A 25,490-nucleotide genomic window follows, 5' to 3' on the forward strand; every position below is an offset into this window, starting at 1 on the left:
GGGCTATCTACGGGGTGGACGGGACGGTACACGCTGGTATCGGAAAAAGCCTAAATTTTTTAGCATTCCCAGTGCGCTCACCGCTCCCAGTGCGTCTGTGGATATGCTGAATGAGGGAGATCTTTGTTCGTATAAAACTACATGGCATTGCGAAAAATGCCACAAAATGGTGTTGGACACACTCCTGCTGGAGCGGCCGCTGGGCATCGGGGCTTATGCTGCGTCCGCCCTCTCCTGGGACGAGCAGGTGAGTGCGGACGCGGCGGAGCGTGAAGAAGGTCACCCGGAGAACAACAACGAAGAGACATAAGGGAGAAGACAACTGCATGGCACAGCTTTATTTTAAATACGGGGCCATGGGCTCCAGCAAAACGGCAAACGCACTGATGACCCGCTTCAACTATGAGGAGCGGGGCCAGCAGGTGCTTCTGGTGAAGCCTCGGCTGGATTTGCGGGACGGGGACCATATGGTGTCCTCCCGTATCGGATTGAAATATCCCTGCATCTACTTTGATGAGATGCAGCAAATTAACCCCATGGAATTGCAGCAAAACGCCTGTATCATTGTGGATGAGGCCCAGTTTCTCACGAAAGAGGAGGTGGATTATCTCGTCTCTCTGGTGGATGACGCGGGGATCCCCGTTATCTGCTATGGACTGCGGGCGGATTTTAAAGGAGACCTTTTTCCCGGCAGCGAGGAGCTGCTGGTGATGGCGGATAAAATCGAAGAGGTGAAAACCATCTGCTGGTGCGGCAAAAAAGCCTCGTTTAACGCCCGATTTGACAAGCAGGGCCGGGTGTTGAAAGAGGGGGCACAGGTGGTGCTGGGGGCCAACGACCAGTACATCGGCCTGTGCCGCCGCCACTGGCGGGAGGGGGACCTTGGCCCCGATTTCAAGGCGGAGCAACCGTGATTTGCAGCATTTGCCCCCGGAGCTGCCGGGCCGAGCGGACGGAGACCGTTTCCGGAGGCGTGTGCGCCATGCCGCTGACGCCCGTGGCGGCGAAAGCGATGCTCCACCTGTGGGAGGAGCCATGTCTTGTGGGGGCGCGGGGCGCGGGCTGCATCTTTTTCTCTGGCTGCAATCTGCGGTGCAGTTTCTGCCAGAACGGAAGTATTTCGCAATGCGACTGGGGGAAGCCTGTGAGTGTTTCCCGCCTGCGGGAGATCTATGAAGAGCTGATTGCACAGGGCGCAGCGTGCATCGACCTTGTAACCCCCACCCACTTTACGCCTGCCGTGGCCGAGTCGCTGGAAAGGCCTTTGCCGGTCCCCGTGGTGTGGAACTCCGGCGGCTATGAAAAGCCCGAGACGCTGGGACTGCTGGAGGGAAAGGTGCAGATTTACCTGCCGGATTTAAAATATGCACTGTCCGGCCCCGCCAAGGAATACTCTGGCGCGGAAGACTATTTCCACTGGGCCAAGGCCGCGATTCTAGAGATGTTCCGCCAGACGGGGCCATATCAAATGGAGAATGGGCGGCTGAAATCCGGAGTTCTGATCCGCCATCTGGTGCTTCCGGGGGAACTGGAAAACACCCGCCGGGTGCTGGACTGGGTGTCGTCCGCCTTTCAGCCGGGGGATGTTCTGTTCTCCCTGATGGCCCAGTACACGCCCCAGCCGGGCGCGAAGGGGACTCTTGCTCGCCGGGTGACAAGGGCGGAATATACCGCTGCCGCGCAGTATATGGAAAACTGCGGAATTGCCGATGGCTATGTGCAGGAGCGCACCTCGGCCAAAGAGGAATACACGCCGGACTTCGACTGTTCCGGAATCTGAGGCGGAATCGTGTTTGATGGCCTGTTGAACGGTCACACAAAGAGAGGGGTTACCGGAAAGCAAAACGGTTGAAGAATGTTTGCGCGCTGTATCCGCTGTTTTACTTTGCGCAGCATTGTAAAGCCCAGCAAAAGCCGATTTGTGTGGTCGGCTTTTGCTGGGCTTCTTTTTATTGGCTTTCGGTGTGTCTTTCGCTTCCTACGCACCTCTGCGATTGATTGAAAGGAACGCTGTGTGGACGAATGCTGCGTTGGATGCCATGCGCCCAGATCCTGATACGCCCAGATCCCGCTGTTCCGTCATGCCCTTCAGGGGCGGAGAATCTTTTATGAACGGACCGGTGGCTTAACTCTCGTAGCGCTTAGGATCCTTGGGCAGGAAGATTTCCAGAATCAGCCCCACAACAAACACGCCAGCCACCATGTTGTCCGCGAAAATCTCGCCGATTATGCTTGGCATGTAAGCAAAAAATCCGTCCACCTGCGTCACGCCCACGCCAAGGCAAAGGGAGGTTGCGGTGATCAGGGTGTTGCGGTTGCTCATGCCTGCCTCATGCATCATCTTAATGCCGGACATCATGATGGAACCGAACATGATAACAGTGCAGCCGCCCAGCACGCAGTCTGGAAGCGTGGTGAAAAACGCGCCGATGGGCGGGAATAAGCCGCCAAGAATCATCGCCAGCGCACCGAACATGATGCAGAAGCGATTCACCACATGGGTCATGGAGATCAGTCCCACATTCTGACTGAACGAGGTGATGGGCGAACAGCCGAACACGCCGCCGGAAATCGCGGAAATAAAGCCGTCCACACACAAAGAGCCGGAGACCTCCTTGGCGGTGATGTCTCGGCCAAGACCGCCGGTGCAGGTTGCGGTGGTGTCGCCGATGGTTTCCACCGCGGAGACGATGAAGACAAGGCAAAAGGAGATAATGGAGCCGATTTCAAACTGCGGCTTGAACGCCCCCAGCTGCGGAACGGCAACCACACCGAGAGACTGCACGGTGGAGGACATTGTGTCAAAATCCACCATGCCGAAGAAAATAGAAACGATGTAGCCCACCATCATCCCAAAAAGGACATAAAGCTGCTTGGCAATTCCCTTGAGCGTGGTGTGGAAAATGAACGCGGAGGCAAGGGTAATGACGGCCACAAGCAGATTCTGCCAAGAGCCCAGCGGGTATGCGGAGGAGGAGGCAAAGGAGGAAACGCCCACGCTCAGAATGCTCAGGCCGATGGAAACCACCACGCAGGCGGAGAGAATCGGCGTAATAATTCTGCGCCAGTATTTCGCCGTCAGGCCAAGGACACCCTCAAAGACGCCGCCCACGATTATGGAGCCGACCATGATGCCATAGTCCTTGGACGCCGCCGACAGACAGGCGGCAAGGAAGGTAAAGCTAAGGCCCATGACAATCGGCAGACCTGAGCCGAGAAATCCGATGGGGTAAAGCTGTATCAAGGTTCCGATTCCGGCGATAATCATGCAGTTCTGAATCAGACGCGCCGTTTCTACGGCGGTAAAGGGCTGTCCATTGTATACGGCAACGGATGCAATAATGATGAGCGGTGTCACATTTGCCACGAACATGGCAAGTACATGCTGCAGGCCGAAGGGAATTGCTTTGCCGATGGGGACCCGGCCGTCCAGGCGGTAGACATTCTCTACACTGACGTCCTCCGAACGGGAAACTTTCATCATGTTACTAGCTCCTTTTAATTATTTGCCAAACCGAAAAATCGGCGGAATGTCCCAAATACGAAAAGGGAAACAAAAGTTATTTGTAACATTCCAATAAATCAACCTTTGATCAGTATAGAAGGTTGACCTTTAAAAAGCAATACTTTTTTTAGATATAAAAAATATTTTTTATATATTGACTCCACGTTCTACCATATAAAACCAGCAAAAAAAGAAAACAGTATGAACAAACCATTGGCACGCCTTCACGTCAAGCGTCGGCGTGCCGGTATTTGGCGATTAGGTGCGCAGCGTGGCACGCAGACGGTTGGGCTTTAGAAGCAGGTCCAGCGCGTCCAGCGGGGAAGATACCAATACGTCAGCGTGCGACAGCAGGGCGGGGCACAGACCCTCCTGCTCCAAAACGGCGACGCGTAGTGTAGCCGCGTCAAACATCTGGATATCATTAAAGCCGTTGCCGATACACAAGATTTCCCCGTCCATTCCCCGGACAATGGTTTCCTTACACAAGGCGGCCCCCGCCTGAGAGAAGGTCTGCACTTTAATGCCCAGTGGCTCGCACTGAGCCCGGACGGTTCCGTAAGTGTCTGCCGTGAGCACGGTGACGGAGACAGACTCACGCAGCTTTGCGATGCGCTCAGTAATGCCGGGCAAAAGCGCCCCGTCCACGGCGATGGTACCGTTGTAATCCAAAACCACATGATCGATTTCAACCGGCGCGCGGCCGGGAATTTCAATGTTCAGCATAATGCTCCTTTCAATTCAGTCGTAGACGCTGTTTAAAAAGACTCTAGTCTCCTCCTGCCGGGGCTGGAGGAACGGCGCGTCCATTTCTCCAGATTCCAACAACCGTCGGTTGTTGAAACAGGCTGTGAAGTCGGCAATCCGGCAGGTCTGGGTGATGTTACCTTAAAAATTGTATAGAAGGATAATCTCTACAGTATTCATATTTATAGATGAAGTCAAGATGTATAGCGCAATTTGCGGTAATATGTGGCTATGGCCAACTAATTTTGAACATGTTTGAGCAAAGAGCACGAATGTACCAAAGAGGCTAATCCAAAGGGCGGTTTGAGAGGAAAGAATACAAGATCAATAAACGTTTTTTGTGAGAAAGATGCACAAACAGAGAAAAAACTGAGAATTTGCGCTGCGCCTGAGGGAATGGGGGCTTAAGGCCGTTCTTGTCAGCGGGCGCGAAACGTGTTGCTTTCTGTAATATATGGTAAAAAAACTTGATAAAACGTTGCTTGTTGATTATAATGAACGTATCTAAATAAAAGGAGACGATGGGTATGCCATGGACGCCAAATTTGTCTGTCGGTGTAGGTCAGATTGACGACCAGCACAAGCTCTGGTTTGAAAAAGCGGAAATGCTGTTTCAGGCTGGACGGGAGCACCGCACAAAGGAATATATCGGCGAGCTTCTGGAATTTCTGGATGCGTACACAAAGCAGCATTTTCGGGACGAGGAAACCTATATGCTCAGTATTCACTACCCGGAATATGACGCGCAGAAGCAAGCGCACCAGCTATTTATCAGTGAGCTGGCCAAGTTGCGCAGCGACTATGCCGCCTCTGGCGGAAATTTGTCGGTCATTCTGGGGGCCAATCAAATGGTGCTGGACTGGCTGACTAAGCACATCTCCACCATGGATAAGAAGATCGGCGTATTTGCCCAAACCCTGAAGTGAACTACAAAAGAGCCATGTAGACGAGTCTGCATGGCTCTTTTGCCATATTGTTCCCCGACTGACTTTGTAAAACCGGCGGCACGGACCTGTACTACAGCCTTTCCGGCATGGACATCGAGGGCGCATGGAAGATATACATGGACGATGTTGAGTAGCCCGCCCAGAACCTGCTGACCGAGGCCAGGTATCTCAACGGCTCCCCTGCCGCTATCACGTGGGCCAGATAGTCCTGGGTCAGGCTTACGGCAAATTCTTTGCAAACTGCTTTTTCTATACCGACGCAGTTAACAACATCCTTGCGTATAGTAGTTCCTAGATGGACGCCGCCAAGGAGATTGCCCCCGCCAAGCGCAGCAAACTGAACGCCGCCATTTAGAAAAAGACGCTGGACGAGTGCATTATTGCTCCCATCTATCAGCAGGAGGATATCTATTGCCATTTCACGGCTTGGTATTCCGTCCTTCGCCGTTTTGCGGCTGTGGGCAACTTTTTGAGTGGCCCCGCTTCATCGCGCTCCTGACGGTGGCGGGATAACGCCAAGCGACCGGAGGAACCCGCTTTTTTAAACTGCGGAGATTGGGAGATGCATTTTTCCGATTGATTGAATTTGACGGTTGACTTTTTTCCAAAATCAGTGAATACTGGAAGAGTAAAATATGCCTAAAATTCTCCGGAAAGACAGGCTGAAAAATTGACAGGAGGAATCAAACTATGGATTACAGCGCAATGATTCAAAACCGCAAATCTGTGCGGGAATTTCAGGATACAAAGGTACCCGATACCACTCTGAAGGAGATAAACGAGTATTACGAAAGCAAGTGCGGCAGGCTTGTCCCCTCCATTGGCACGGAACTTCGCCTGTTCGGGTCCGACTCCCGGGAAAAGCTGAAGGGTGCGGCCGGATACAACGATTTTATGATCGGAAACGCCGATTATTTTGCAATTTTGTCCGATGAGGCGGAGTATATGGCCGAAAACGCGGGCTTTCTTGCGGAGGACCTCATTCTGCACATGACGGAGCTGAATTTGGGCACCTGCTGGCTTACCTTTAAGGATGGAGAGGCCGTTAAGAAAGCGCTGGGAATCGAATCCGAGCGGCGCGTGGTGGCTTTGGCTGCCTTCGGCATTGAAAAAAAGGCTGCCAAACGGGTCTTCCTCAACATTCAGAACATCTCCAAGGTGGATGCTGTGAAGCGGGAGTTTTATGCACCTCGTCTGGGAATTGAAAGTCTGGTGTTTTCCGGCAAGTGGGGCAACAAGGCCGGAGTGGACGAGGAAATCGGCGATATGGACCATCCTCTGTGGCAGGCGCTTTACGCCGCCAGCCTTGCCCCCAGCTATCTCAACCGCCAGCCCTACGGGTTTGTGCTGGATGGGGGAGCGGTGGTCCTGATTGCCAAAGACGACGCCTATACGGATGAAAATGAGCAAAAACTCAACCTTGGAATCGTGATGCTGCACTTTGCCGCCGTTGCGGGGCAGACATTGGGAAAGCGCGCCTGGACTATGGGCGCATATGAAAAGGATCTGGGCCTACCCTCCGGATACAGAGTTGTGGCCTCCTGCAAGCTGTAAACAAATGTCCCCGTCCGGGCTCTGCATGCGCTGATGCTTGCAGGGCCCGGCCTTTTTATGGGGGAGGACGGTACCGTTTTCTCCCCAGCGGTGCATATGAAAAAAGTTTTGTTTGATAAATTGATAAAGTTTACAAATAGTTTCTTTTAAAAACCGAGAAATGTCTTATAATAGCTCCAACCTACAAATGAAAAAATGAAGAAAGGGGTTTTGTTTATGACAAACTATTTCGATCTGAAAGGCCGCGTGGCCTTGGTTACCGGCGCTTCCTCAGGCCTTGGCGTTCAATTTGCAAAGGCATTGGCCAATCAGGGAGCGGACATTGCCATTACCGCCCGCCGGACGGACCGGCTGGAGCAGGTAAAACAGGAAATCGAAGCCATGGGCGTGCGCTGTTTTGCGGTTACCTGTGATGTGACGGATTCTAAACAGATTACCGCCATGGTTGATACGGTGAAAAAAGAATTTGGCAGAATTGATATTCTGGTAAACAACGCAGGCGTGGGCAAGGGAATTCCCGCCGCCACGCAGACCGACGAGGAGTGGCTTTCCACCACGCGGATCAATTTGGATGCAGTATACTACATGGCCCGTGAGGTGGGCAAGGTGATGATCGAGCAGAATTACGGCAAGATAATCAATCTTGGCTCCATCCACTCTGTGGTGGCCATGGCAGGCTCGCCCATCTCGGCCTATTGTGCGTCCAAGGGTGGAGTCCTGATGCTGACAAAGGCCCTTGCCAATGAATGGGCGCAGCATAACATCACCGTCAATGCCATCGGCCCCGCCTATTTCCCCAGCGAAATGACGCAGGAGGTCATCATGACCGATGCGTTCAAGCTGGCCGTTCAGGCTTATTGTCCTATGGGAAGGCCCGGCAAGCCCGGCGAGCTGGACGGAGCGGTGATCTACTTCGCGTCGGACGCATCCAGCTATACCACCGGCCAGTATCTGGCCATTGATGGCGGCTGGACCACCATCTGAGTCCTTCCACAGGGGCTGAGCCAACGTGGCATGGGCGGCAGAAATGCGTTAAGACCGAGCCAGCGTTGGATTACCGGTGTCAGCGGAAAAGCGTAAAAAAGCGGCTGAATCAAAGGATTCAGCCGCTTTGTCGTATTTACAAAGGTCAAATCGCTTGTGTGGGGATTCGCCGGGCGGCTTTTATGCTGGGCGGGTTCGGGACTTTACCCCGTCAAGCGCGAAAGTAGAAAGAGCACCAGCATAATGATGGGCTGATGCATTAGATAGATTGGGAGCGTGTGTCTTCCCAGCCTGTGCAGCAGCATATCCGGCGGAGGTGCTTTCAGCAGGCTGCGCTTTTCCGCGTACAACAGTTTTCCCAGAGCGGCACCGCACAAAAACACGCCAAACCACGGGAGCAGGGGGTAATAGTCAGAGGAGATAAACCCTTCGCTCCGCAGCCCCAGAGGAAACAGAAAGCCCACCGACACTGGGGCCTGCGCTGTCAGGCGGCCCAGAAAGAAAATTGCGGTTCCAAGCAGTGCCAGAAAAATCGGCCCCAATCGGGATACCAGAGGGTAGAGAAGCATACTGGTCCCCAAGAAGTGCAAAATGCCAAAAGTGACGGCGTGGCTGGGGTCGTAAAGCGCGGTGGCTGCGGTGATGACCAGCCCCAGTCCCAGCACCTTTAGCCCGCGCTTTGCGTTTTTTGTGGCCAGAGTGCAGCTAAGTCCCGCCAGCAGCATGAACAGCAGGGCAGACCCTCTCCCCACGTAAAAGTTCACACCGTCGGAATAGTTGACGCGAACGCCGAAAAATTCCCGCAGGTCATAGACGATGTGGTAGTATACCATGGCAAGCAAAGCCACACCCCGTAAAAAATCCACTTCCCAGATTCGCTTGGGTTGTTGTTGTCTTCTGTCCATGTTCTCCTTTGTGGGGAAGGGACCGCCGCCGAGGGGTTGACGCCCTCGGTTCCGGGCCGCTGTCCCAGTCGCCGCGCGGCTGCCCGCGCGTTTCCCGTGCCGGTATTTTTATTTTAGGCCATCTCAGGCTAAATCGTCAACACCATTTATCAACAGAAGGCGCAATTTAGGAAAAGATAGTTGCGCTATTATTGATTATTTCGATAGTAAAGGATCTGTATTGCGAAACAAAATGATGCTTCTAAAATTTTGATGATATAATGGCTCCATGGCGCCCGACCCTATGGGCAAGCTGCACATAGGGTCGGGTAATTTAAGGAAAAAGAGGGGATTGTCATGGCAGATTATCGTGAGATGTGGAAGAGCTTGGGAATGGATTTGGAGACGCACGACCAACTGTGCGAGGTGCTTCCCGCCGCATTTGGCGACACCTATCTCTCTCAGGAGAACCGCCCAGAGGGCATGGCGTTTTACGACTTTGTGGTGTCTGAGATACACGGCGTTCGACCTGCTGAACTGATTGATCACCAAAAAAAGGGCGGCAAGGTGCTGGGTACATTCTGCATCTTCGTGCCCGACGAGGTGGTGTTCGCCGCCGATGCCATCGCCACCGGCCTGTGCGGTGGATCCCAGTTTTGGGTTGGCGCGGGTGAGAAGGTTCTGCCTAAAAACATGTGTCCCCTGATTAAGGCCTCTGTGGGCGCACGGATCGGCAAGACCTGCCCCTACTTCCGCATTGCGGATATGTACGTAGGGGAGACGACCTGCGACGGAAAGAAGAAGGCGTGGGAGATCTTGAAGGAAGAGGTTCCCATTCACGTGATGGACATGCCCCAAATGAAACGGGAGCAGGACTATCGGAAGTGGGAGGATGAAATCCGCGCCTTTTTACAAACCGTGGAAGAATTCACCGGCAACGCGATTACTCCCGAAAAGCTGGCGGCTTCCATTAAAATGCTGAATAATAAGCGCAAGGCGCTTGCCCGGGTGTTTGAGTGCCGCAAGGCCGACCCCACCCCCATCAGCGGCAAGGATGCGTTGCTGATGATGCAGATTGCGTTTTACGACGACCCTGTCCGCTGCGCCGAGATGGCCAACAAGCTGGCCGACGAGCTGGAGCAGCGCATCAAAGACGGTATGGGCGTATTCCCCAAGGGAACCAAGCGGATTCTCGTCACCGGCACGCCCATGGCGATTCCCAACTGGAAGCTGCATCACATCATTGAAACCTCCGGCGCGGCGGTGGTGTGCGAGGAAAACTGCACGGGCACACGGTATTTTGAGAATCTCGTGGACGAGAGCGGCACTACGCTGGATGAGCAGATTCACAATCTGGCGGACCGGTACATGAAGAACAACTGCGCCTGCTTTACCCCCAACACGGGCCGCATCGACGATATTCTGCGCCTTGCCGAGGCCTATCATGTGGACGGCGTGATTGACGCGAACCTGAAGTTCTGCACACTATACGACTCCGAGGGCCGGGACGTGGAGCGGGCCATGAAGGAGCGTGGCATCCCCGTGCTGGGCCTTGAGACGGATTATACCGACACGGACGCCGAGCAGCTTCGCACCCGCATCGGCGCATTTGTGGAGATGCTGAAATAATGGACGGGCATGGGGAGGAGCAGGATTACTATGTGCTCTTTCCGAATCACACCGAGGGGCTGAAACTCTACCAGTACGCTCGGGGGCGGGGGATTCCGGTTCGGATTTCCCCCACCCCCCGGCTGGCCAGCGCCTGCTGCGGGATATCCCTGCTGGTGCGGGCAGAGGACATTGCCGAGCTGGAGCGCTGCATTCCGGAGTCGGAGGCGGAGATTGACCGGATTGTCGCTCTGCCCCGGCAGATCAACCCCCACCGTGACCGCTACTGCTGAATTGGGAGAAGCAAGAATGAATGAGAGAACCTGCGTCGGAATTGACATCGGCTCCACCGCCGCCAAGGTGGCGGTTTTGGGTCCGGGGGAGACACGGTTTGTACTCCCCACGGGCTGGAGCAGCCCGGAAACGGCAAAGGAGATTGCCCGCCGCCTGCTGGAACGGGGCGTGCGGGTAGAGGAAGCCGCGGTCGTCTCTACCGGCTACGGCCGCCGGGCGGTGAACTACGCGGCAAAGCAGATTACGGAAATCACCTGTTTTGCGGCCGGCTGCGCCGCCCAGTTTCCCACCTGTACGGTGATCGACGTGGGCGGGCAGGACACCAAGGCCATCCATATCCGCGACGGCGCGGCCGACGATTTTCTGATGAACGACAAATGCTCCGCCGGGACGGGGAAATTTGTGGAGGTCATGGCAAACCGGCTGGAGTGCGAAATTGATGCGCTGTTTACTCTGGCGGAGCGGGGGAAGGTGCTGCCCATCAGCTCTTTGTGCACGGTGTTTGCAGAGTCGGAGATTATCGGCTATATCGGCGCTGGCCATCCCCGGGAGGACATCGCCGCCGGAATTGTGGACAGCGTGGCGGAAAAGGTGGCCCAGCTTGCCGAACGGCTGCCGCTGGAAGAAACGGTTTTGCTCACCGGCGGATTGAGTCATTTGACCTTTTTTGCCCAGGCACTGGGAAAAAAACTGCGCCACACCGTCCGCTGCTTGCCGGAGGGCCGGTATGCCGGGGCCTACGGTGCGGCACTGCTGGCGCAAAGAGAAATCCTTTCCTAGCTGGCGATTCCGCAATAAGCTATGCCCCTTTTTACAGAGGGCATGGCTTTTTCGGCGTTTCCTGGCAGGACGGGACGAAGACATATACTACTGGGAAAGAGGTTCCTGGTTTCCACGCAGTGTAAAGGGAAAAGACCTGTTCCGTGGAGCTGCGCGTAAAAATTCTAGGGCCCCATTACAAGAAAAGCAGGGGCGAGAGAACCGTTGCTTTTTGCCTGAATATCAGCTACAATAACCCCATTCACGCGTGGAATTTATAATGGCACACAGATCGTCATGATTACCGGCATATTCTACCGGCAAACCCGCCGGTCGAGGAGGGCTTTCCATATGGAGCTCATGTTTCTCTGGCTGGTGTTGGCTTCCTTTGCTGGCGGATTCTTGCAGGCAGCTATCGGGTTTGGCTATGCGGCGGTGGTGATGGCGTTTTTTCCGCTGTTTTTGCCCAACATCCCTGTGGCCTCCACGGTTTGTGCAGTTCTGTCACTGGTGGCGTCGTCCACCATGTTTCTCCAATACCGGAAAGATGCGCGGCCAAAGCATGTAGTGTGGCTGATTGTGACATATTTTGTGGTGATGCCCTTCGCCGCTGTGTGGTCGGCGGGAGCGCCCAAACTGGTGTTAAGCGTCATTTTCGGCCTGTTTCTGGTGCTGGTGGGGCTTTACTATCTGCTGACCGCCGACAAAGCCCGCATCTCCGCCACGCCAAAATCCGGAATCGTCACCGGAGCGCTGGCGGGTCTGTTCGGCGGGCTGTTCTCTGTCAGCGCGCCCCCGGCCGCGCTTTACTGCCTGAGCACGCTGGAGAGCAAGGAAGCGTATGTAGGAACCCTTCAGTTTTTCTTCCTGACCACCAACCTGTACTCCGTGGGCGTGCGCGCCGTCAACGGGCAGGTAACTGGACAGGTACTCATCTGGTCGCTGATGGCAGCGGCGGGATTACTGCTGGGACTGTGGCTGGGGCGCGTTGGCCTCTATAAGCGGGCCGATTTGGCAAGGGTTAAATCCTGGGTCTTTATTTTTATCATGTGCATGGGGATATGGACCATTGTCTCCAATTTCATAAAGGCCTGATCGAGGCGAAAAGGCCGCCCCGGAAAAGTGCCTTTTGTGGAAGACGTGCTTTCGCGGCGGGGAAAAGCCGGACGGACATTGGTTAAAGATCAAATTGCCCCACCTTTTGGCGGGCGTTCATAAAGGTACTTTGTGAATCGCCTAAAAATGCGGATTAAAAGGCGGACAGCTTCGGCTGTCCGCCTTTTACTATGTCTTAAATTACAGTAAGCTCTAAATCCCTTTTCCGCATACCTTCCAACTCTTTTTGCAGCGCAGAGACTTCGTTCCTCGTATCAGCTGCGTTCCTTCTCTTATAGCAAAGACGGCATGCCCGATTGTTCATCGGATTTTTAGCTTGCTTGTTTGTCTATGTTTCCCACGTGATACTATTTGACAGATTATAGTGTTTGCTTAATTGATTGGGGAGTAACTTCAAGAACTCTGTTGAGGAATGGGAACTTCTCTTTCATCAGATCATATTCCTCGCCGCTTTCAAGGAATTTGGCTGTTCCTTCAACAAGAAAACCAGATCCCATGCTTTTGTATCCCATGACGTCTCTGCTGCCCAACGTAAGTTTAATGTTATTGTTTTGCGCAATGTTCTTTTGTGTTTCACGCATACCTGCAGCCGGGATAAGGAGCTTATTATCTCTAATAACCAAGAAGGAATTCCATGTGTTCGACACATGAGCGCCGTCGCTCCCACACGTTACAAGGGCAACAACACCCTCGTGAGAAATAACATCAAGAAATTTTTCAGTGATCATATTTATTCTCCTTTAATCTAAAATTTTCTAATTCTATTATAAGCTCAAACTGTCTTTATTAAAATATCCAATTTCAAAAATTATATAGGATGCACTTTGACTTGCTAAATTCTTTGACATATTAATTTAGCAGGTGTACTATGAAATTGAATTTATATATTTATCCATATAAAAAAGTACAAAATGATACTGTTTGGAGGGCGATTCCATGATTAATCTTGATAATAATGCGGATTCACCGCTCTATATGCAAATTTACGAACAGATTAAGCAGGAAATTATTAATGGCGTTCTGCCTGAAGGCTCCAGACTTCCATCTACACGTCATCTTTCTCAAACATTGGCGGTTGGAAGAAATACTGTTGAAAATGCTTATTTGCAGCTTTCTTCGGAAGGTTATGTAACCAGCAGAGTTGGAAGCGGGTTTATTGTTCAAAACCTGAATGGCTTAACCTACCTAACAAATGAAGATAAATGTAATAAACCAATAAAAAGCTCGAGACCGGAAAGCAAGCCGTCTATTGTATACCCGCATAATTTTCAGTTCGGACTTCTAAGCGCCCAAAACTTTCCGCTAAATATTTGGAGAAAAATTTCAAGTAGGGCTTTATCATCCTTAACCGCTGAAGACCTGACTACATATTGTGATAAAAAAGGAGAATTAGAATTAAGGTATAATTTATCCGAGTATTTGCTGAAATCCAGAGGCGTTTCCTGTAGTGCAAATCAAATCATTTTATGCGCTGGCCTTGAGTATGCATTGTCCTTGCTGTGTCAGCTATTGCGTAATAAAACAACTCAAATCGCATTAGAGGAACCTGGTTACATCGGTGCAAGAAATATATTTACGAATAACGGATTTCAGCTTCTGCCTGTCCATATTGAAAATGACGGACTTAAGATTAGCGAGCTGGAAAACGCATCTGCTAAAGTTGTCTACGTCACACCTTCCCATCAATTTCCAAACGGCATTGTAACATCAATACAAAAAAGATTGCTCCTGCTGGACTGGGCGAAACGAAACGATGGCCTTATTATTGAAGACGATTACGATAGTGAACTTCGCTACAACTCCAGACCGATTCCGTCCATCATCAGCATAGCCGGCAATGAAAATGTAGTTTATATAGGCACCTTTTCAAAAGCACTATCCCCCAGCTTGCGCGTAAGTTATATGGTATTGCCACAAAAGCTGTTAGACCTGTATCATAAAGAATTTGGTATGTACCAAACCCCGGTTTCTTTACTAGAGCAAAGAGTCATTCAGGAACTAATAAGCTCCGGATATTGGGAAAACCATTTGAGGAAAACATGTGTGGCCTATAAGAAAAAGCACGATTTACTGATTCATTTAATTTCGGAAACAATGGGTAGGATTGTAAAAATTCACGGTAAGAATGCCGGCCTGCACATTTTATTGGAATCATCACAGGGATTAACAGAACGAGAAATGATTGAAAGAGCAAAAGAACATGGTGTTTTGGTCCATCCAGTATCGACATTTTGGTTAAACCCCGAGAACTACTCCAATAATATGGTGTTATTAGGCTTCGGGAACTTATCCGAAACGGACATTGTTGAAGGAATAAAGAAATTGGCGCAAGCGTGGAAGGCATGAAAAAACCTTGCATCTTTTCTATTTTTAGCGCTAGTTTTTAAGTTTGCTGATATCCTGTATAACATGACCCATTATTTACCCCTCTTGGCACACCCTGGAGCCAATTATCATGCTGTCTGTGGCATATTTCAATAATTCAAGGATAATTGTGCCTTCATCCCATTCTATGAGAATCGCTGTAAACAGGACAACCTTGCCGGGATATATGCCGCCTTTTCGACGGCTCACAACCATGGTAAATTCGCATATGCTGATATTGGGTAACGCAGACCAGTAAGCGCGAGGTGTGTTTATGAGTGATAAACGAGGGTATATTACAGTGAGGTGTCTCTCTCCGCGCAGGATGGGCAATTTTGAGATTGCTGTGCTTGATGCGGATGATCAAATGGTTTACCAAGGAAAAACCGCTTGGGATGGGACAGCGGCATTTCATGTGTGCTCTCCCGGAGAACACCGGATACGCGTGCGCGCGAAGGACTGGCTGAGTCCCATGGCCGCCACAAAATGGCTGTTTTTTTACCCCGACAGGTCTTATACTGTATATTTCCTGTTTAACTTTTTCCTTTTGAAGCCTGGTTTCACAATGGCCTCTTTTCGTCTGACTGACCAAAACTACGGCGGCCTACCAATTCAAAAAGGAGATATTCAATTATGGCGAGTCCCTATGTAGTCAATATTATCGACGGCGAAGGCTCCAGCAGAATCCTAAATGGGTCTTACGCCGTTACCGCCGATGTGGGCGGGTATAACAACGTTTCGATTGACCCGAATACCCAAGTCATTTCAGCCGGTACCGACACCTATGGTTTTGAGGTCGCAGCCACCGGCACCCTGACGCTCCATGTCACAGAGGAAGGCACATCCGGCGGGACCGCCGTGGTGGGTGCAACCTTTGTCCGGTGTGATTCCGCCGGCACGGCTTATGGGGATCCGGTTGTTTCCGTCGCAGGCGGAAACGCCGAATTTCCTTTTGTTCCCTTCGCGGACACAGGGGCGCCGACGATCTACTATCGCCAGACCCTCTCTGCGGATGACCATGAATTTGACGCTACCCTTAAAAACCTGACCATGACCACCTCCACGGAAACCGTGGAAGTTGCCAACCCGCTGGCGGCCTTGAGAACCATTAACCTGACAGACGCCAACTATGCAGGCTTGCCTATTGAAACCGGCGACCTTACCTTCACAGCGAGCTAATTTAATTTAAACCGCAGACCGGGACTTTAAAATATTTTTGTGCCGCCCCGCCGTTTGGCGGGGCGGTTTGTAGATTCAATCGAAATCGGTCTTGCCTCACAGGTCGTCCGCGTCCTGTACCGGCAGATCGAGGGGGTCCACCGGACGGCCGGTGTAACTCCCCTGCGGGTCGGCCTGCTGCGAGGAGAACTCTGTCATGGTCTGGGCCTGCTCCATGGGCTTTTGACTGGTATTTGCGCGACTTTGCCGCTTTTTCATAAAAACTCCTCCCTTTTCGTTCAGGTGAGACCTGCGCAGAATTAGTCTGCCCGAAAGCCGTCTTTCCCATGCGAAGGGCTGCGGAAAGCGTTTTCTTGTAGGACGCAGTGCGTCTGCGAAGGCTTGCGGCGGGGTATCATTCAGAGTTCACGAAAAAATACGCAAGCAGAGGGAATTTTTCGTCGGCTTTTTTCTGAATTTTTAAAATTTTTGGTTGACCGGCTTTTTGAGTTGTGTATAATGAGAAGTAATGTAAAAGTACCATGAAAATCGCTGTTTTGGTAATTTATTGGAGGAAAAATGCATGTTTGAATTTCTAATCAAAAAGCTGAAAGCAAATCCCCGCAAAATTGTCTTCACTGAGGGAACGGATCCCCGCGTGCTGGAGGCTTCCGCCCGTCTGCTGTCCGGAACGTTCCTTACCCCCGTGCTGGTGGGCGTCCCGGAGGAGATTACCGCCGTGGCCGAGGACATCGGCTTCAATATCCGGGGCGCTGAGATTATCAATCCGGCGGACTTTGCCGACATGGAGAAGATGGTGGCGCTGCTGATGGAGCTGCGCAAAGGCAAAATGGACGAAGAGCAGTGCCGCAAGCTGCTTAAGCAGCCCAACTACTTCGGCACCATGCTGGTGAAGATGGGCTATGCGGATGCGTTGCTTGGCGGCGCAACCTATTCCACCGCAGACACGGTTCGCCCCGCGCTGCAGATCATCAAGACCAAACCGGGCAGCAAGATTGTCTCCTCCTGCTTCATTCTGGTCCGGCCTTCCGCCACCGGCGACCGCGAGGTTCTGGCCATGGGCGACTGCGCCATCAACATCAAGCCCACCGAGGACGAGTTGGTGGAAATTGCGTTGGAAACTGCCGCCACTGCCCAACAGTTTGGCATTGATCCCAAGATTGCATTTTTAAGCTACTCCACGCTGGGTTCCGGCAAGGGCGAAGATGTGGACCGGATGCGGGGTGCCTATCTCAAGGCCCATGCCGCCGCACCGGAGCTTTCCATGGATGGCGAGATGCAGTTTGACGCGGCTGTTTCTCCCCACGTGGCCCACACCAAGTGCCCCGATTCCACGGTGGCCGGCCATGCCAACACCTTCATTTTCCCGGACATCAACGCCGGCAACATCGGCTATAAGATTGCGCAGCGTTTGGGCTCCTTTGAGGCATACGGCCCCATTCTTCAGGGTCTGAACGCCCCCATCAACGACCTTTCCCGCGGCTGCAATGCACAGGAGGTCTATTCCATGGCCATCATCACCGCCGGCCTTGTGGAGTGAAAATAAGCCTTAAGCGGCTTTAATCAATAAAAAACACGGACGCCATCGGCGTCCGTGTTTTTTACGTCAATATCCTAAAAGAGCTTGCGACACAGTACTTGACAGGGAGAGGAGCGTTACAGGACAAGCAGCTCCTTGGGTGCGAGGGTAATGTCGGTGCAGCCCCCGTCCTTCAGAATAATCACGTCCTCGATGCGCACACCCAGCTGTCCCGGCAGGTAAATCCCCGGCTCCGCCGAGATGACCGCTCCGGCGGGCAAAGGCTCCTCATTCCGGGCAGAGGCGTTGGGAGACTCGTGAATTTCCACCCCCACACCGTGACCGAAGCTGTGGCTGAAATAGTTGCCATAGCCCGCGTCCTCAATAACCTGCCGCGCCGCCCCGTCCACGGCCTGGCCCGTCACGCCCGCCGCAGCGGCGGCGATTCCTGCCTTCTGGGCCGCCAGTACGGTTTCGTACACCCGGCGCATCTCCTCCGATGCGCTTCCCACCGCCACGGTGCGGGTCATGTCTGAGCAGTAGCCATGGAAGATACAGCCAAAGTCCATGGTGACAAATTCACCGTTTTGGATTTCCCGAAGACTGGGGACCCCGTGGGGGAGGCTCCCGTTGGGGCCGGACACCACGATGGGGTCAAAAGACATGTCCTCCGCGCCGTAGTGCAGCATGAGGTATTGCAGTCGTGCGGCAATTTCCTTCTCTGTTTTGCCGGGGCGGATTTCCTTTAGAATATCCTCCAGCGCCTGCTCGGCAATGCGCTGGGCGGATATTAACGCCGACTGCTCCTCTTCGTCCTTCACGCGGCGCAGAGCGAAAAGCAAGTCCGTTGCAGGAGTCAGCTCGCAGTGAAGCGCTTTGCGGTATCCCTCATAGTCCGCAACGGTCATATACGCGTCTTCAAAGCCGACGATGTTCGCGCCCTGCTCTGCAAGGGCTTCGTTAATCAGGACCGTATAGCTCCGCCCGGGCCGGACCTCTCGAATTTCAGCGTGTTCCACAACCCGTGCCGCTGCTTCGGTATAGCGCGCGTCGGTGAAATAGTAAGTTTTGCCGTTGGTTATGAGTGCGGCCCCGTCCGTTCCGGAGGAGCGGAAGCCTGAGGCGTAAAACCGGTTGGCCTCTCCGGTGAGCAGCATGGCGTCCAGACCTCGGGCTTCCAGTGCCTGTGCAATCCGGCTGAAATGATTCATAAAACCCTTCCTTTCATGCCTGCGGGCAGTGTGCTTGCTCCGCCTATGGGCGGGCGTTAACCCTGTTGTTCCACGGCGGCCTGTACAAAGCCGTAAAACAGGGGATGGGGCCGGTCGGGCCGGCTTTTAAACTCCGGATGGAACTGCGCGCCCACAAACCAAGGGTGTTCGGGAAGCTCCACAATTTCCACCAGTCTGCCATCCGGGGACAGGCCCGCCAGGGTCATGCCCCGGGCCTCCAGCTCCGCACGGCAGGCGTTGTTAAACTCGTACCGATGCCGGTGGCGCTCTGAAATCTCCTCCGCGCCGTAAAGCTTGTGGCTTCGGGTGCCGTTCGTCAGCATACAGGGGTATTTTCCAAGGCGCATGGTGCCGCCCTTTTCGGTTACATTCACCTGATCGGGCATCAGGGCGATGACAGGATAAGATGTGGTTTCCGAAAACTCGGATGAGTTTGCGTCGAGTTTCCCCACAATGTGGCGGGCAAATTCGATGACCGCCATCTGCATTCCAAGGCAGATGCCAAAGAATGGCACGCCGTTTTCCCGGGCGTACTGCACGGCGGCGATCATTCCTTCAATGCCCCGGTCTCCAAAGCCGCCGGGGACCAGAATGCCTGCGCAGCCCGCCAGAATTTCTGGTGCGGTTTCCTTCGTCACCGTCTCGGAATCAATCCAGCGGATATCCACCACCGCGCTGTTTGCAATGCCCGCGTGGTTCAAAGACTCCACAACGGAAAGATATGCGTCGTGAAGTTGGGTATATTTCCCAACCAGCGCGATTTCCACCCGCTGTTTGGCGGCCTTCTCCTGGCGGACCATGGCGGCCCATTCCCGCAGGTCGGGCTGTGGCGTAATCAATCCCAGACGGCGGCAAACCGCCTCGTCCAGCCCTTCCTTCTGAAGCAGAAGAGGAACCTCGTAAAGCGTCTGAGCCGTGGCGTTTTGTATCACGCAGTCGGGACTTACGTTGCAAAATAGGGCAATTTTCCGGCGTATGTCGTCGCTGATGGGCGTGTCGCATCGGCATACTAAAATATCCGGCTGAATGCCCAAGGACAAAAGCTCCTTGACAGAGTGCTGAGTGGGCTTGCTTTTCAGCTCGCTGCTGCCAGGAATCTGAACGATGAGAGGCACATGGATGAACACCACGCTGCCCTGGGGCTGTTCTGCAGCCACCTGACGGATGGCTTCAAGAAAGGGCTGGGATTCAATGTCGCCCACGGTGCCGCCGATTTCGCAGATGACCACGTCCACCCCCTCGTCGGCCATGGCGTAGATGCGGGCCTTAATCTCATCGGTGATGTGGGGGATGATTTGCACCGTGGCACCCAGATAGTCTCCCCGGCGCTCGCGGTTTAAAACGGACCAGTAGATTTTGCCGGAGGAGACGGAGGCGTTTCCCGTCAGCGTCTCGTCCACAAACCGCTCGTAGTGGCCCAGGTCCAGATCCGTCTCCGCCCCGTCGTCGGTGACGAAAACCTCGCCATGTTGATAGGGGCTCATGGTGCCGGGGTCCACATTGAAATAAGGGTCAAATTTCTGGTTTCGCACCCGTACGCCCCGCTGTTTCAAAAGCCGCCCCAGAGACGCGGCGCAGATGCCTTTCCCAAGGCCCGACACCACACCGCCGGTCACAAATACAAATTTTGTCGCCATAGCCGTTCACCTGTTCCTTTCCGATTGTTCCGTTTTGCTGTCTTTCCGCCAAAAAAATAAAAACACCGTGGATAGTTTGCGGTGAAGGGGCCCCGATTTACAAGGGCTTCAGCGCAATCCACGGTCTGCGGTCTTTGATTTTCAGGACGGGTCCACGCGCGTCTTCCCGCCGCGGATTGCTGCTCCAAACCGACGAAGCGCTGCGCTCCATCCGCCGGGGCACGCTGTAAAAAATACGTTATACTTATATCGCATTCTGACCCACTTGTCAACGAGGAGCGGGAATTTCCCGTTGTTTTTATGGATTTGTAAAATTCAGAAAAAAATATGGCACCTATTTTAGATGAAATGACAATTGAATTTAGCCATTTAAAGCTATATACTGTAAAAGAAATTCGGAGTGTAAGACCGGTAAACGGCAGAAAGGAGCGCTTTTCCATGAGCCAAACAATGATTGCCTCCTTTTCCTATCGTTACTTTACCAAGGTCCGCTTTGCGGGCCGTTATTGCACTGCTTTAAAGTGGGAAACCGACTGAAAGACCGAGTTTTGCTTTTTGTATGGAAGGCGGCTCCGTCCTTTGGACGGGGCCGTTTTTTATAGCTTTGGGGTTTGATTTGGACTTCAAATCGATTTGTTTTGAGATGAAAGGAAGTATTTCGTATGAAAAAAAAGCTGCTCGCTCTCGCTCTGGCATGCGCCATGGCACTGGGTCTGGCCGCCTGCGGACAGACCGCGCCCGCCGCTTCGGGCTCCGCATCCGGCTCGGCTGCCGCTTCCAGTGGCGAAAAGGTCTATCAGGTGGGCGTCATCCAGTTGGTGCAACACCCGGCGCTGGATGCTGCCACGCAGGGCTTTCAAGACGTTTTGGAGGAGAAGCTGGGCGATCGTGTAACAATTAATGTACAGAACGCAGCCAACGACTCTGCCACCTGCTCCACTATGGCCACCCAGATGGTTTCCTCCAATGTGGATCTGATTATGGCAAACGCAACCGCCGCGCTTCAGGCGGCGGCATCTGCCACCAGCGAAATTCCCATTCTGGGGACTTCAGTTACCGAATACGGCGTGGCCTTGAGCATTGACGATTTTAACGGCACTGTGGGCGGCAACATCTCCGGCACTTCCGACCTGCCTCCGCTGGATCAGCAGGCCGCCATGGTCACCGAGCTGGTGCCCGACGCTAAGACCGTTGGCATTCTCTACTGCTCCGGCGAGCCCAACTCCGTCTATCAGGCCGAGGTGGTAAAAGCGGAGCTTGAGAAGGCAGGCCTCACCGTGAACACTTATACCTTTGCGGACTCCAACGACGTGGCCGCTGTTACCACCAACGCCTGCAACGAAAGCGACGTGCTTTACATCCCCACCGACAACACCGCCGCAAGCTGCACCGAGGCCATCAACAACGTGGCCCAGCCTGCGGGCGTGCCCATCATCGCCGGCGAGGAAGGCATCTGCAAGGGTTGCGGCATTGCCACGCTCTCCATCGACTACTATGAGCTGGGCCGCACCACCGGCGAGATGGCCGTGAAAATTCTCACCGGCCAGAGCGATATTTCCGCCATGCCCATTGAGTACTATCCCAGCCCTGTGAAGAAGTATGATGCGGACCGTGTGGCGGCGCTGGGTATCACCATCCCCGACGGATATACCGCCATCGAGGGCTAAAAAAGTCCTGTATCTGCCGATTTTCTCGCCCGGGGCAAGGGCCTTTGCCTCCGGGCGGGGAATCGACAGCGGAGGAATGGGGTGTCGACGCCCCATTCCCCTGCTGCCGAGGAAAATGACTGAAAAGAGGAGAAAACCATGGAACTCGCGGCATATTTTGCTTCACTGGACCCGGTCAATTTGCTGAAAAGCCTGCCTGGGGGTGTGGCGCAGGGGATTGTCTGGGGTGTGATGGCGCTGGGCGTGTACATCACCTTTCGCCTGCTGGACATCGCCGATCTAACGGTGGACGGCTCCTTCACCACCGGCGGCGCGGTGACCGCCATGCTGATTCTGGGAGGCTGGCCCGCCTGGGCGGCGGTGCTGGCCGCGATTCTTGCCGGGATGCTGGCCGGACTTTGCACCGGACTGCTTCACACGCGGTTTGGCATCCCGGCCATTCTGGCGGGAATCCTGACCCAGTTCGCATTGTATTCCATTAATCTGCACATTATGGGAATGGCGGCCAATAAATCCGTAAATCCTGACAAATTCCCTGTTTTTATCACTTCTCGGCATGTCCCCGCAGCGATTTTGACAGGGCTTGTCATCGCGGCGGTGCTTGTGGCAGCGCTGTACTGGTACTTTGGTACGGAGCAGGGCAGCGCTGTCCGCGCTACTGGCTCCAATTCCGCCATGAGCCGTGCTCTTGGAATCAATATCGACTCCATGAAGGTGTTGGGCCTTGGCCTGTCCAACGGGCTGGTGGCGCTGGCCGGGGGCCTGATGACCCAGTATCAGGGCTTCGCGGATGTGAATATGGGCCGGGGCGCCATTGTCATCGGCCTTGCCGCCGTAATTATCGGCGAAGTGGTGTGTGCCGCGATTTTCCGTAAGGGAGCAAATTTTGGGATACGGTTGGGCTTTATCATCGCGGGCGGCGTTCTATATTACGTGGTGATGACCCTAATTCTCTGGCTGAAGCTGAATTCCAATGACCTGAAGCTGTTCACGGCCATCATCGTGGCGGTGTTTTTAGCGGTGCCCTATTTGCAGGCGCAGGCCAAGAGCTCTTTCAAGCTGGCGGGTCGGCGAGGCAGAGTCGCCCGGAAGGGGGGAAGTGAACATGCTTGACATCAATTGTATCTCCAAGACGTTTAATCCCGGCACTATCAACGAAAAAAAGGCACTTCAGGGCCTTGATTTACACCTTGGCGAGGGGGATTTTGTCACCGTCATCGGCGGCAACGGCGCGGGTAAGTCCACCATGCTCAACGCGGTGGCAGGCGTGTGGCCGGTGGATGATGGGCGCATCCTTATCGACGGAACTGACGTGACCGGTCTGCCGGAATTTCGCCGTGCGCCCTTCATCGGGCGAGTGTTTCAGGACCCCATGATGGGAACTGCACCCAATATGCAGATTGTGGAAAATCTGGCCCTTGCCTATCGTCGGGGACAGAAGCGGGGCCTTAGGTGGGGCGTGACGAAGAAGGAACGGGCCTTTTACCGGGAGCGGCTGGAAATTCTGGGCCTTGGACTGGAGGACCGGATGACCGTGAAGGTGAGCCTGCTGTCCGGCGGCCAGCGTCAGGCGCTAACATTGTTGATGGCCGCGCTGCAAAAGCCGAAGCTGTTGCTGCTGGACGAACACACGGCGGCGTTGGACCCGGCCACGGCAGCAAAGGTGCTGGAACTGTCTGATCGCATCGTACAGGAAAACGGGCTGACGGCCCTGATGATTACCCATAACATGCAGGATGCCATCCGTCACGGCAACCGGCTCATCATGATGAATGCGGGCCGTATTATTCTGGATATTTCCGGCGAGGAGAAGAAAAAACTTACCAAGGCGGACCTTCTGCAAAAATTTGCGGAGGTAGCCGGGGTGCAGGAGGAGTCGGACCAAGTGCTGCTTTCCTGACGCGGCGAATCCCCCCGTGGGGGAAAACTGCCGCGCCTCATCAAAAGCGATGTCTCTCATTTGATGAGGCGCGGATCCGCGGAGGCTTGGGCTTTTTAAAATTGACGGTTGACAAACGAAGAAGACCCGCATATAATGCAAAACAATCAATCAAAAACCTGTGAGGCAGAGAAGTAAGCCAGAGGGCCAGCCTTTTAAGAGAGTCGCGGACGGTGAGATCGCGGCAGGGAACCCCAGCCGAATGGACTGCCGAGGGCGGAGCGAAAGCAAGAAGCGAGTAGCGACCGACGGGACCCGTACCCGTTATCCACACGGCGCGTATGGCAAGTACGTGAAACGAGCGGGCGCTTTGCGCCAACTTGGGTGGTACCGCAGGATGAAAGTCTTGTCCCAATAGTGATTGGGGCAGGGCTTTTTTTGTTATAGTTCAAGGAGGGAACCGTATGCGTGAGAAACGATGGCGCCGATGGCGCAGTTTGAAAACCGTGCCCAAGAAGCCTGTACACAAGCCTTGAATTTTTTATATCAGATTGGAGAAATGAACGATGAAAAAGTTTTTGACATTTGCCCTCGCCGCCGCCATGACCCTGAGCCTTGCCGCCTGCGGCAACAGCGGCGCGTCCTCTTCCGCGCCCACCAAGGAACCTTTTAAAATCGGTCTGCTGCAATATGGGCAGCATGGCTCGCTGGACAACTGCCGGGAGGGCTTCCTTGCGGGCCTTACCGAGGCGGGTCTTGTAGAGGATGTGGACTACACCGTGGACTATCAGAACGGCGGATTTGATGACAACGTGAACACACAGATCGCCGGAAAGTTTTCCGCCGACAACGTGGATATGATGGTGGGCGTGGCCACGCCCTCCGCCATGGCCTGCTACGCCGCCGCCGAGGAGAAGGATATCCCCGTGATTTTCGTGGCGGTCACCGATCCTGCCGCCGCGGGCCTTGCCTCCGGCAACGTCACCGGAACCTCCGACGCGCTGCCCGTGGAGGAACAGCTTGAGCTCATCCGAGCCTTGCAGCCCGATGCGAAGACCATTGGCATTCTGTACACCACCAGCGAGCCCAATTCCGTGTCCGCCGTCGCCGAGTATAAGGCCAAGGCTGGGGACTACGGCTTTACCATCGACGCCGTGGGCGTCACCGCGCAGGCGGAGGTGCCTCAGGCCGCGGATACCTTGCTTTCCCGTAAGGTGGATTGCTTCTCAAACCTCACAGATAACAACGTAGTGGGCGTGCTGCCTGCCATTTTGGAAAAGACAAACGAAGTGGGCGTGCCCGTGTATGGTTCTGAAATCGAGCAGGTGAAGCTGGGCTGCGTTGCCGCTGCAGGAATTGATTATGTCCAGTTGGGCCGTCAGACCGGCACCATGGCTGCCAAGGTTATCCGGGGTGAGGCAACCTGTGCCGACCTTCCCTTTGAAACGATTGCATCGTACAGCAACTATGTCAATTCGGACGCGCTGGACGGCATGGGCATCACCCTGCCTTCCGACATCGCCCAAAGCGCGGTGGAGGTTGACGCGGCTGCCTGATTTTAAAGCCCCAAAGCCCGCTCCGGTACTCTGCCGCGATCGCGGCGGAGTATCGGGCG

The 25,490-nt window shown here is 54.0% G+C and carries 25 protein-coding genes and 1 pseudogene; 18 read left to right on the plus strand and 8 right to left on the minus strand.

Annotated features, from left to right (window positions below):
- From RT018_RS00625 to RT018_RS00635, 3 genes and pseudogenes are all read left to right on the plus strand, one after another.
- A pseudogene (locus RT018_RS00625) lies at positions 1-310 on the plus strand (PF20097 family protein); the annotation flags it as partial.
- A gap of 16 nt (positions 311-326) precedes the next feature.
- Positions 327-914 carry a thymidine kinase gene (locus RT018_RS00630; RefSeq protein WP_312938587.1) on the plus strand — a complete coding sequence of 196 codons (588 nt, stop codon included), beginning with the start codon at positions 327-329 and terminating at the stop codon, positions 912-914.
- Positions 911-1,780, plus strand: a complete 870-nt coding sequence (locus RT018_RS00635) for a 4Fe-4S cluster-binding domain-containing protein (protein WP_312938588.1) — start codon at positions 911-913, stop codon at positions 1,778-1,780. Before RT018_RS00630 ends, RT018_RS00635 begins: the two co-directional genes overlap by 4 nt.
- Before the next feature lie 345 nt (positions 1,781-2,125).
- On the opposite strand, the gene RT018_RS00640 is transcribed toward RT018_RS00635, so the two are convergent.
- Positions 2,126-3,484 (minus strand): solute carrier family 23 protein, encoded by a 1,359-nt coding sequence (locus RT018_RS00640; RefSeq protein WP_312938589.1) that lies wholly within the window; start codon positions 3,482-3,484, stop codon positions 2,126-2,128.
- 279 nt (positions 3,485-3,763) lie between these two features.
- Entirely contained in the window at positions 3,764-4,231 is a 468-nt protein-coding gene (locus RT018_RS00645) for an ATPase P (RefSeq protein ID WP_312938590.1), read from the minus strand.
- A 548-nt stretch (positions 4,232-4,779) separates the two neighbouring features.
- On the opposite strand from RT018_RS00645, the gene RT018_RS00650 reads away from it, so the two are divergent.
- Entirely contained in the window at positions 4,780-5,178 is a 399-nt protein-coding gene (locus RT018_RS00650; RefSeq protein ID WP_312938591.1) for a bacteriohemerythrin, read from the plus strand.
- Positions 5,179-5,269: 91 nt separating this feature from the next.
- On the opposite strand, the gene RT018_RS00655 is transcribed toward RT018_RS00650, so the two are convergent.
- Positions 5,270-5,617 (minus strand): hypothetical protein, encoded by a 348-nt coding sequence (locus tag RT018_RS00655; RefSeq protein ID WP_312938593.1) that lies wholly within the window; start codon positions 5,615-5,617, stop codon positions 5,270-5,272.
- Positions 5,618-5,889: 272 nt separating this feature from the next.
- Between RT018_RS00655 and RT018_RS00660 the strand changes: the two genes are divergently transcribed.
- On the plus strand, positions 5,890-6,753 hold the full coding sequence (locus RT018_RS00660; protein ID WP_312938594.1) for a nitroreductase family protein: 864 nt from the start codon (positions 5,890-5,892) through the stop codon (positions 6,751-6,753).
- A gap of 216 nt (positions 6,754-6,969) precedes the next feature.
- A complete protein-coding gene (locus RT018_RS00665; protein WP_312938595.1) occupies positions 6,970-7,737 on the plus strand; it encodes a glucose 1-dehydrogenase in 768 nt (255 codons plus the stop codon).
- A gap of 203 nt (positions 7,738-7,940) precedes the next feature.
- Here RT018_RS00665 and RT018_RS00670 read toward each other — a convergent pair whose 3' ends face one another.
- Positions 7,941-8,642 carry a heparan-alpha-glucosaminide N-acetyltransferase gene (locus RT018_RS00670; RefSeq protein ID WP_312938596.1) on the minus strand — a complete coding sequence of 234 codons (702 nt, stop codon included), beginning with the start codon at positions 8,640-8,642 and terminating at the stop codon, positions 7,941-7,943.
- Positions 8,643-8,978: 336 nt separating this feature from the next.
- On the opposite strand from RT018_RS00670, the gene RT018_RS00675 reads away from it, so the two are divergent.
- The 4 genes from RT018_RS00675 (at position 8,979) to RT018_RS00690 (ending at position 12,377) form a co-directional block, all read left to right on the plus strand.
- On the plus strand, positions 8,979-10,250 hold the full coding sequence (locus tag RT018_RS00675; RefSeq protein WP_312938597.1) for a double-cubane-cluster-containing anaerobic reductase: 1,272 nt from the start codon (positions 8,979-8,981) through the stop codon (positions 10,248-10,250).
- Positions 10,250-10,522: a DUF3343 domain-containing protein gene (locus RT018_RS00680; protein ID WP_312938598.1), complete on the plus strand. Its 273-nt coding sequence runs from the start codon at positions 10,250-10,252 to the stop codon at positions 10,520-10,522. Before RT018_RS00675 ends, RT018_RS00680 begins: the two co-directional genes overlap by 1 nt.
- A gap of 16 nt (positions 10,523-10,538) precedes the next feature.
- Positions 10,539-11,303, plus strand: coding sequence for an acyl-CoA dehydratase activase (locus tag RT018_RS00685; protein WP_312938599.1), 765 nt, complete (start codon positions 10,539-10,541; stop codon positions 11,301-11,303).
- Positions 11,304-11,633: 330 nt separating this feature from the next.
- A complete protein-coding gene (locus tag RT018_RS00690; protein WP_312938600.1) occupies positions 11,634-12,377 on the plus strand; it encodes a sulfite exporter TauE/SafE family protein in 744 nt (247 codons plus the stop codon).
- 380 nt (positions 12,378-12,757) lie between these two features.
- Here the strand turns inward: RT018_RS00690 and RT018_RS00695 are convergent, their stop codons facing one another.
- The gene (locus RT018_RS00695) at positions 12,758-13,126 is read right to left on the minus strand and encodes a pyridoxamine 5'-phosphate oxidase family protein (RefSeq protein ID WP_312938601.1); all 369 of its coding nucleotides are present in this window, start codon (positions 13,124-13,126) and stop codon (positions 12,758-12,760) included.
- Positions 13,127-13,334: 208 nt separating this feature from the next.
- Here RT018_RS00695 and RT018_RS00700 point away from each other — a divergent pair, with 208 nt between their 5' ends.
- From RT018_RS00700 to RT018_RS00710, 3 genes are all read left to right on the plus strand, one after another.
- Entirely contained in the window at positions 13,335-14,744 is a 1,410-nt protein-coding gene (locus tag RT018_RS00700; protein ID WP_312938602.1) for a PLP-dependent aminotransferase family protein, read from the plus strand.
- 292 nt (positions 14,745-15,036) lie between these two features.
- Complete coding sequence (locus RT018_RS00705) at positions 15,037-15,414, plus strand: hypothetical protein (RefSeq protein WP_312938603.1); 378 nt, start codon at positions 15,037-15,039, stop codon at positions 15,412-15,414.
- On the plus strand, positions 15,396-15,941 hold the full coding sequence (locus tag RT018_RS00710) for a hypothetical protein (protein ID WP_312938604.1): 546 nt from the start codon (positions 15,396-15,398) through the stop codon (positions 15,939-15,941). Before RT018_RS00705 ends, RT018_RS00710 begins: the two co-directional genes overlap by 19 nt.
- 96 nt (positions 15,942-16,037) lie before the next feature.
- On the opposite strand, the gene RT018_RS00715 is transcribed toward RT018_RS00710, so the two are convergent.
- The gene (locus tag RT018_RS00715; RefSeq protein ID WP_312938605.1) at positions 16,038-16,199 is read right to left on the minus strand and encodes a hypothetical protein; all 162 of its coding nucleotides are present in this window, start codon (positions 16,197-16,199) and stop codon (positions 16,038-16,040) included.
- Between the two features lie 304 nt (positions 16,200-16,503).
- Between RT018_RS00715 and pta the strand changes: the two genes are divergently transcribed.
- Entirely contained in the window at positions 16,504-17,481 is a 978-nt protein-coding gene (gene pta / locus RT018_RS00720) for a phosphate acetyltransferase (protein ID WP_312938606.1), read from the plus strand.
- Positions 17,482-17,597: 116 nt separating this feature from the next.
- Here pta and RT018_RS00725 read toward each other — a convergent pair whose 3' ends face one another.
- Positions 17,598-18,671 carry an aminopeptidase P family protein gene (locus RT018_RS00725; RefSeq protein WP_312938607.1) on the minus strand — a complete coding sequence of 358 codons (1,074 nt, stop codon included), beginning with the start codon at positions 18,669-18,671 and terminating at the stop codon, positions 17,598-17,600.
- A 56-nt stretch (positions 18,672-18,727) separates the two neighbouring features.
- Positions 18,728-20,329: a CTP synthase gene (locus RT018_RS00730; protein WP_312938608.1), complete on the minus strand. Its 1,602-nt coding sequence runs from the start codon at positions 20,327-20,329 to the stop codon at positions 18,728-18,730.
- A 662-nt stretch (positions 20,330-20,991) separates the two neighbouring features.
- Between RT018_RS00730 and RT018_RS00735 the strand changes: the two genes are divergently transcribed.
- The 4 genes from RT018_RS00735 (at position 20,992) to RT018_RS00750 (ending at position 25,431) form a co-directional block, all read left to right on the plus strand.
- Entirely contained in the window at positions 20,992-21,996 is a 1,005-nt protein-coding gene (locus RT018_RS00735; protein ID WP_312938609.1) for an ABC transporter substrate-binding protein, read from the plus strand.
- A 138-nt stretch (positions 21,997-22,134) separates the two neighbouring features.
- Complete coding sequence (locus tag RT018_RS00740; RefSeq protein ID WP_312938611.1) at positions 22,135-23,109, plus strand: ABC transporter permease subunit; 975 nt, start codon at positions 22,135-22,137, stop codon at positions 23,107-23,109.
- Positions 23,102-23,896 carry an ABC transporter ATP-binding protein gene (locus RT018_RS00745; protein WP_312938612.1) on the plus strand — a complete coding sequence of 265 codons (795 nt, stop codon included), beginning with the start codon at positions 23,102-23,104 and terminating at the stop codon, positions 23,894-23,896. Before RT018_RS00740 ends, RT018_RS00745 begins: the two co-directional genes overlap by 8 nt.
- Positions 23,897-24,441: 545 nt before the next feature.
- Positions 24,442-25,431: an ABC transporter substrate-binding protein gene (locus tag RT018_RS00750; protein ID WP_312938613.1), complete on the plus strand. Its 990-nt coding sequence runs from the start codon at positions 24,442-24,444 to the stop codon at positions 25,429-25,431.
- Positions 25,432-25,490: the final 59 nt, after the last annotated feature.

The organism is Oscillibacter sp. (assembly GCF_032060045.1).
Classification (GTDB): Bacteria; Bacillota; Clostridia; order Oscillospirales; family Oscillospiraceae; genus Oscillibacter.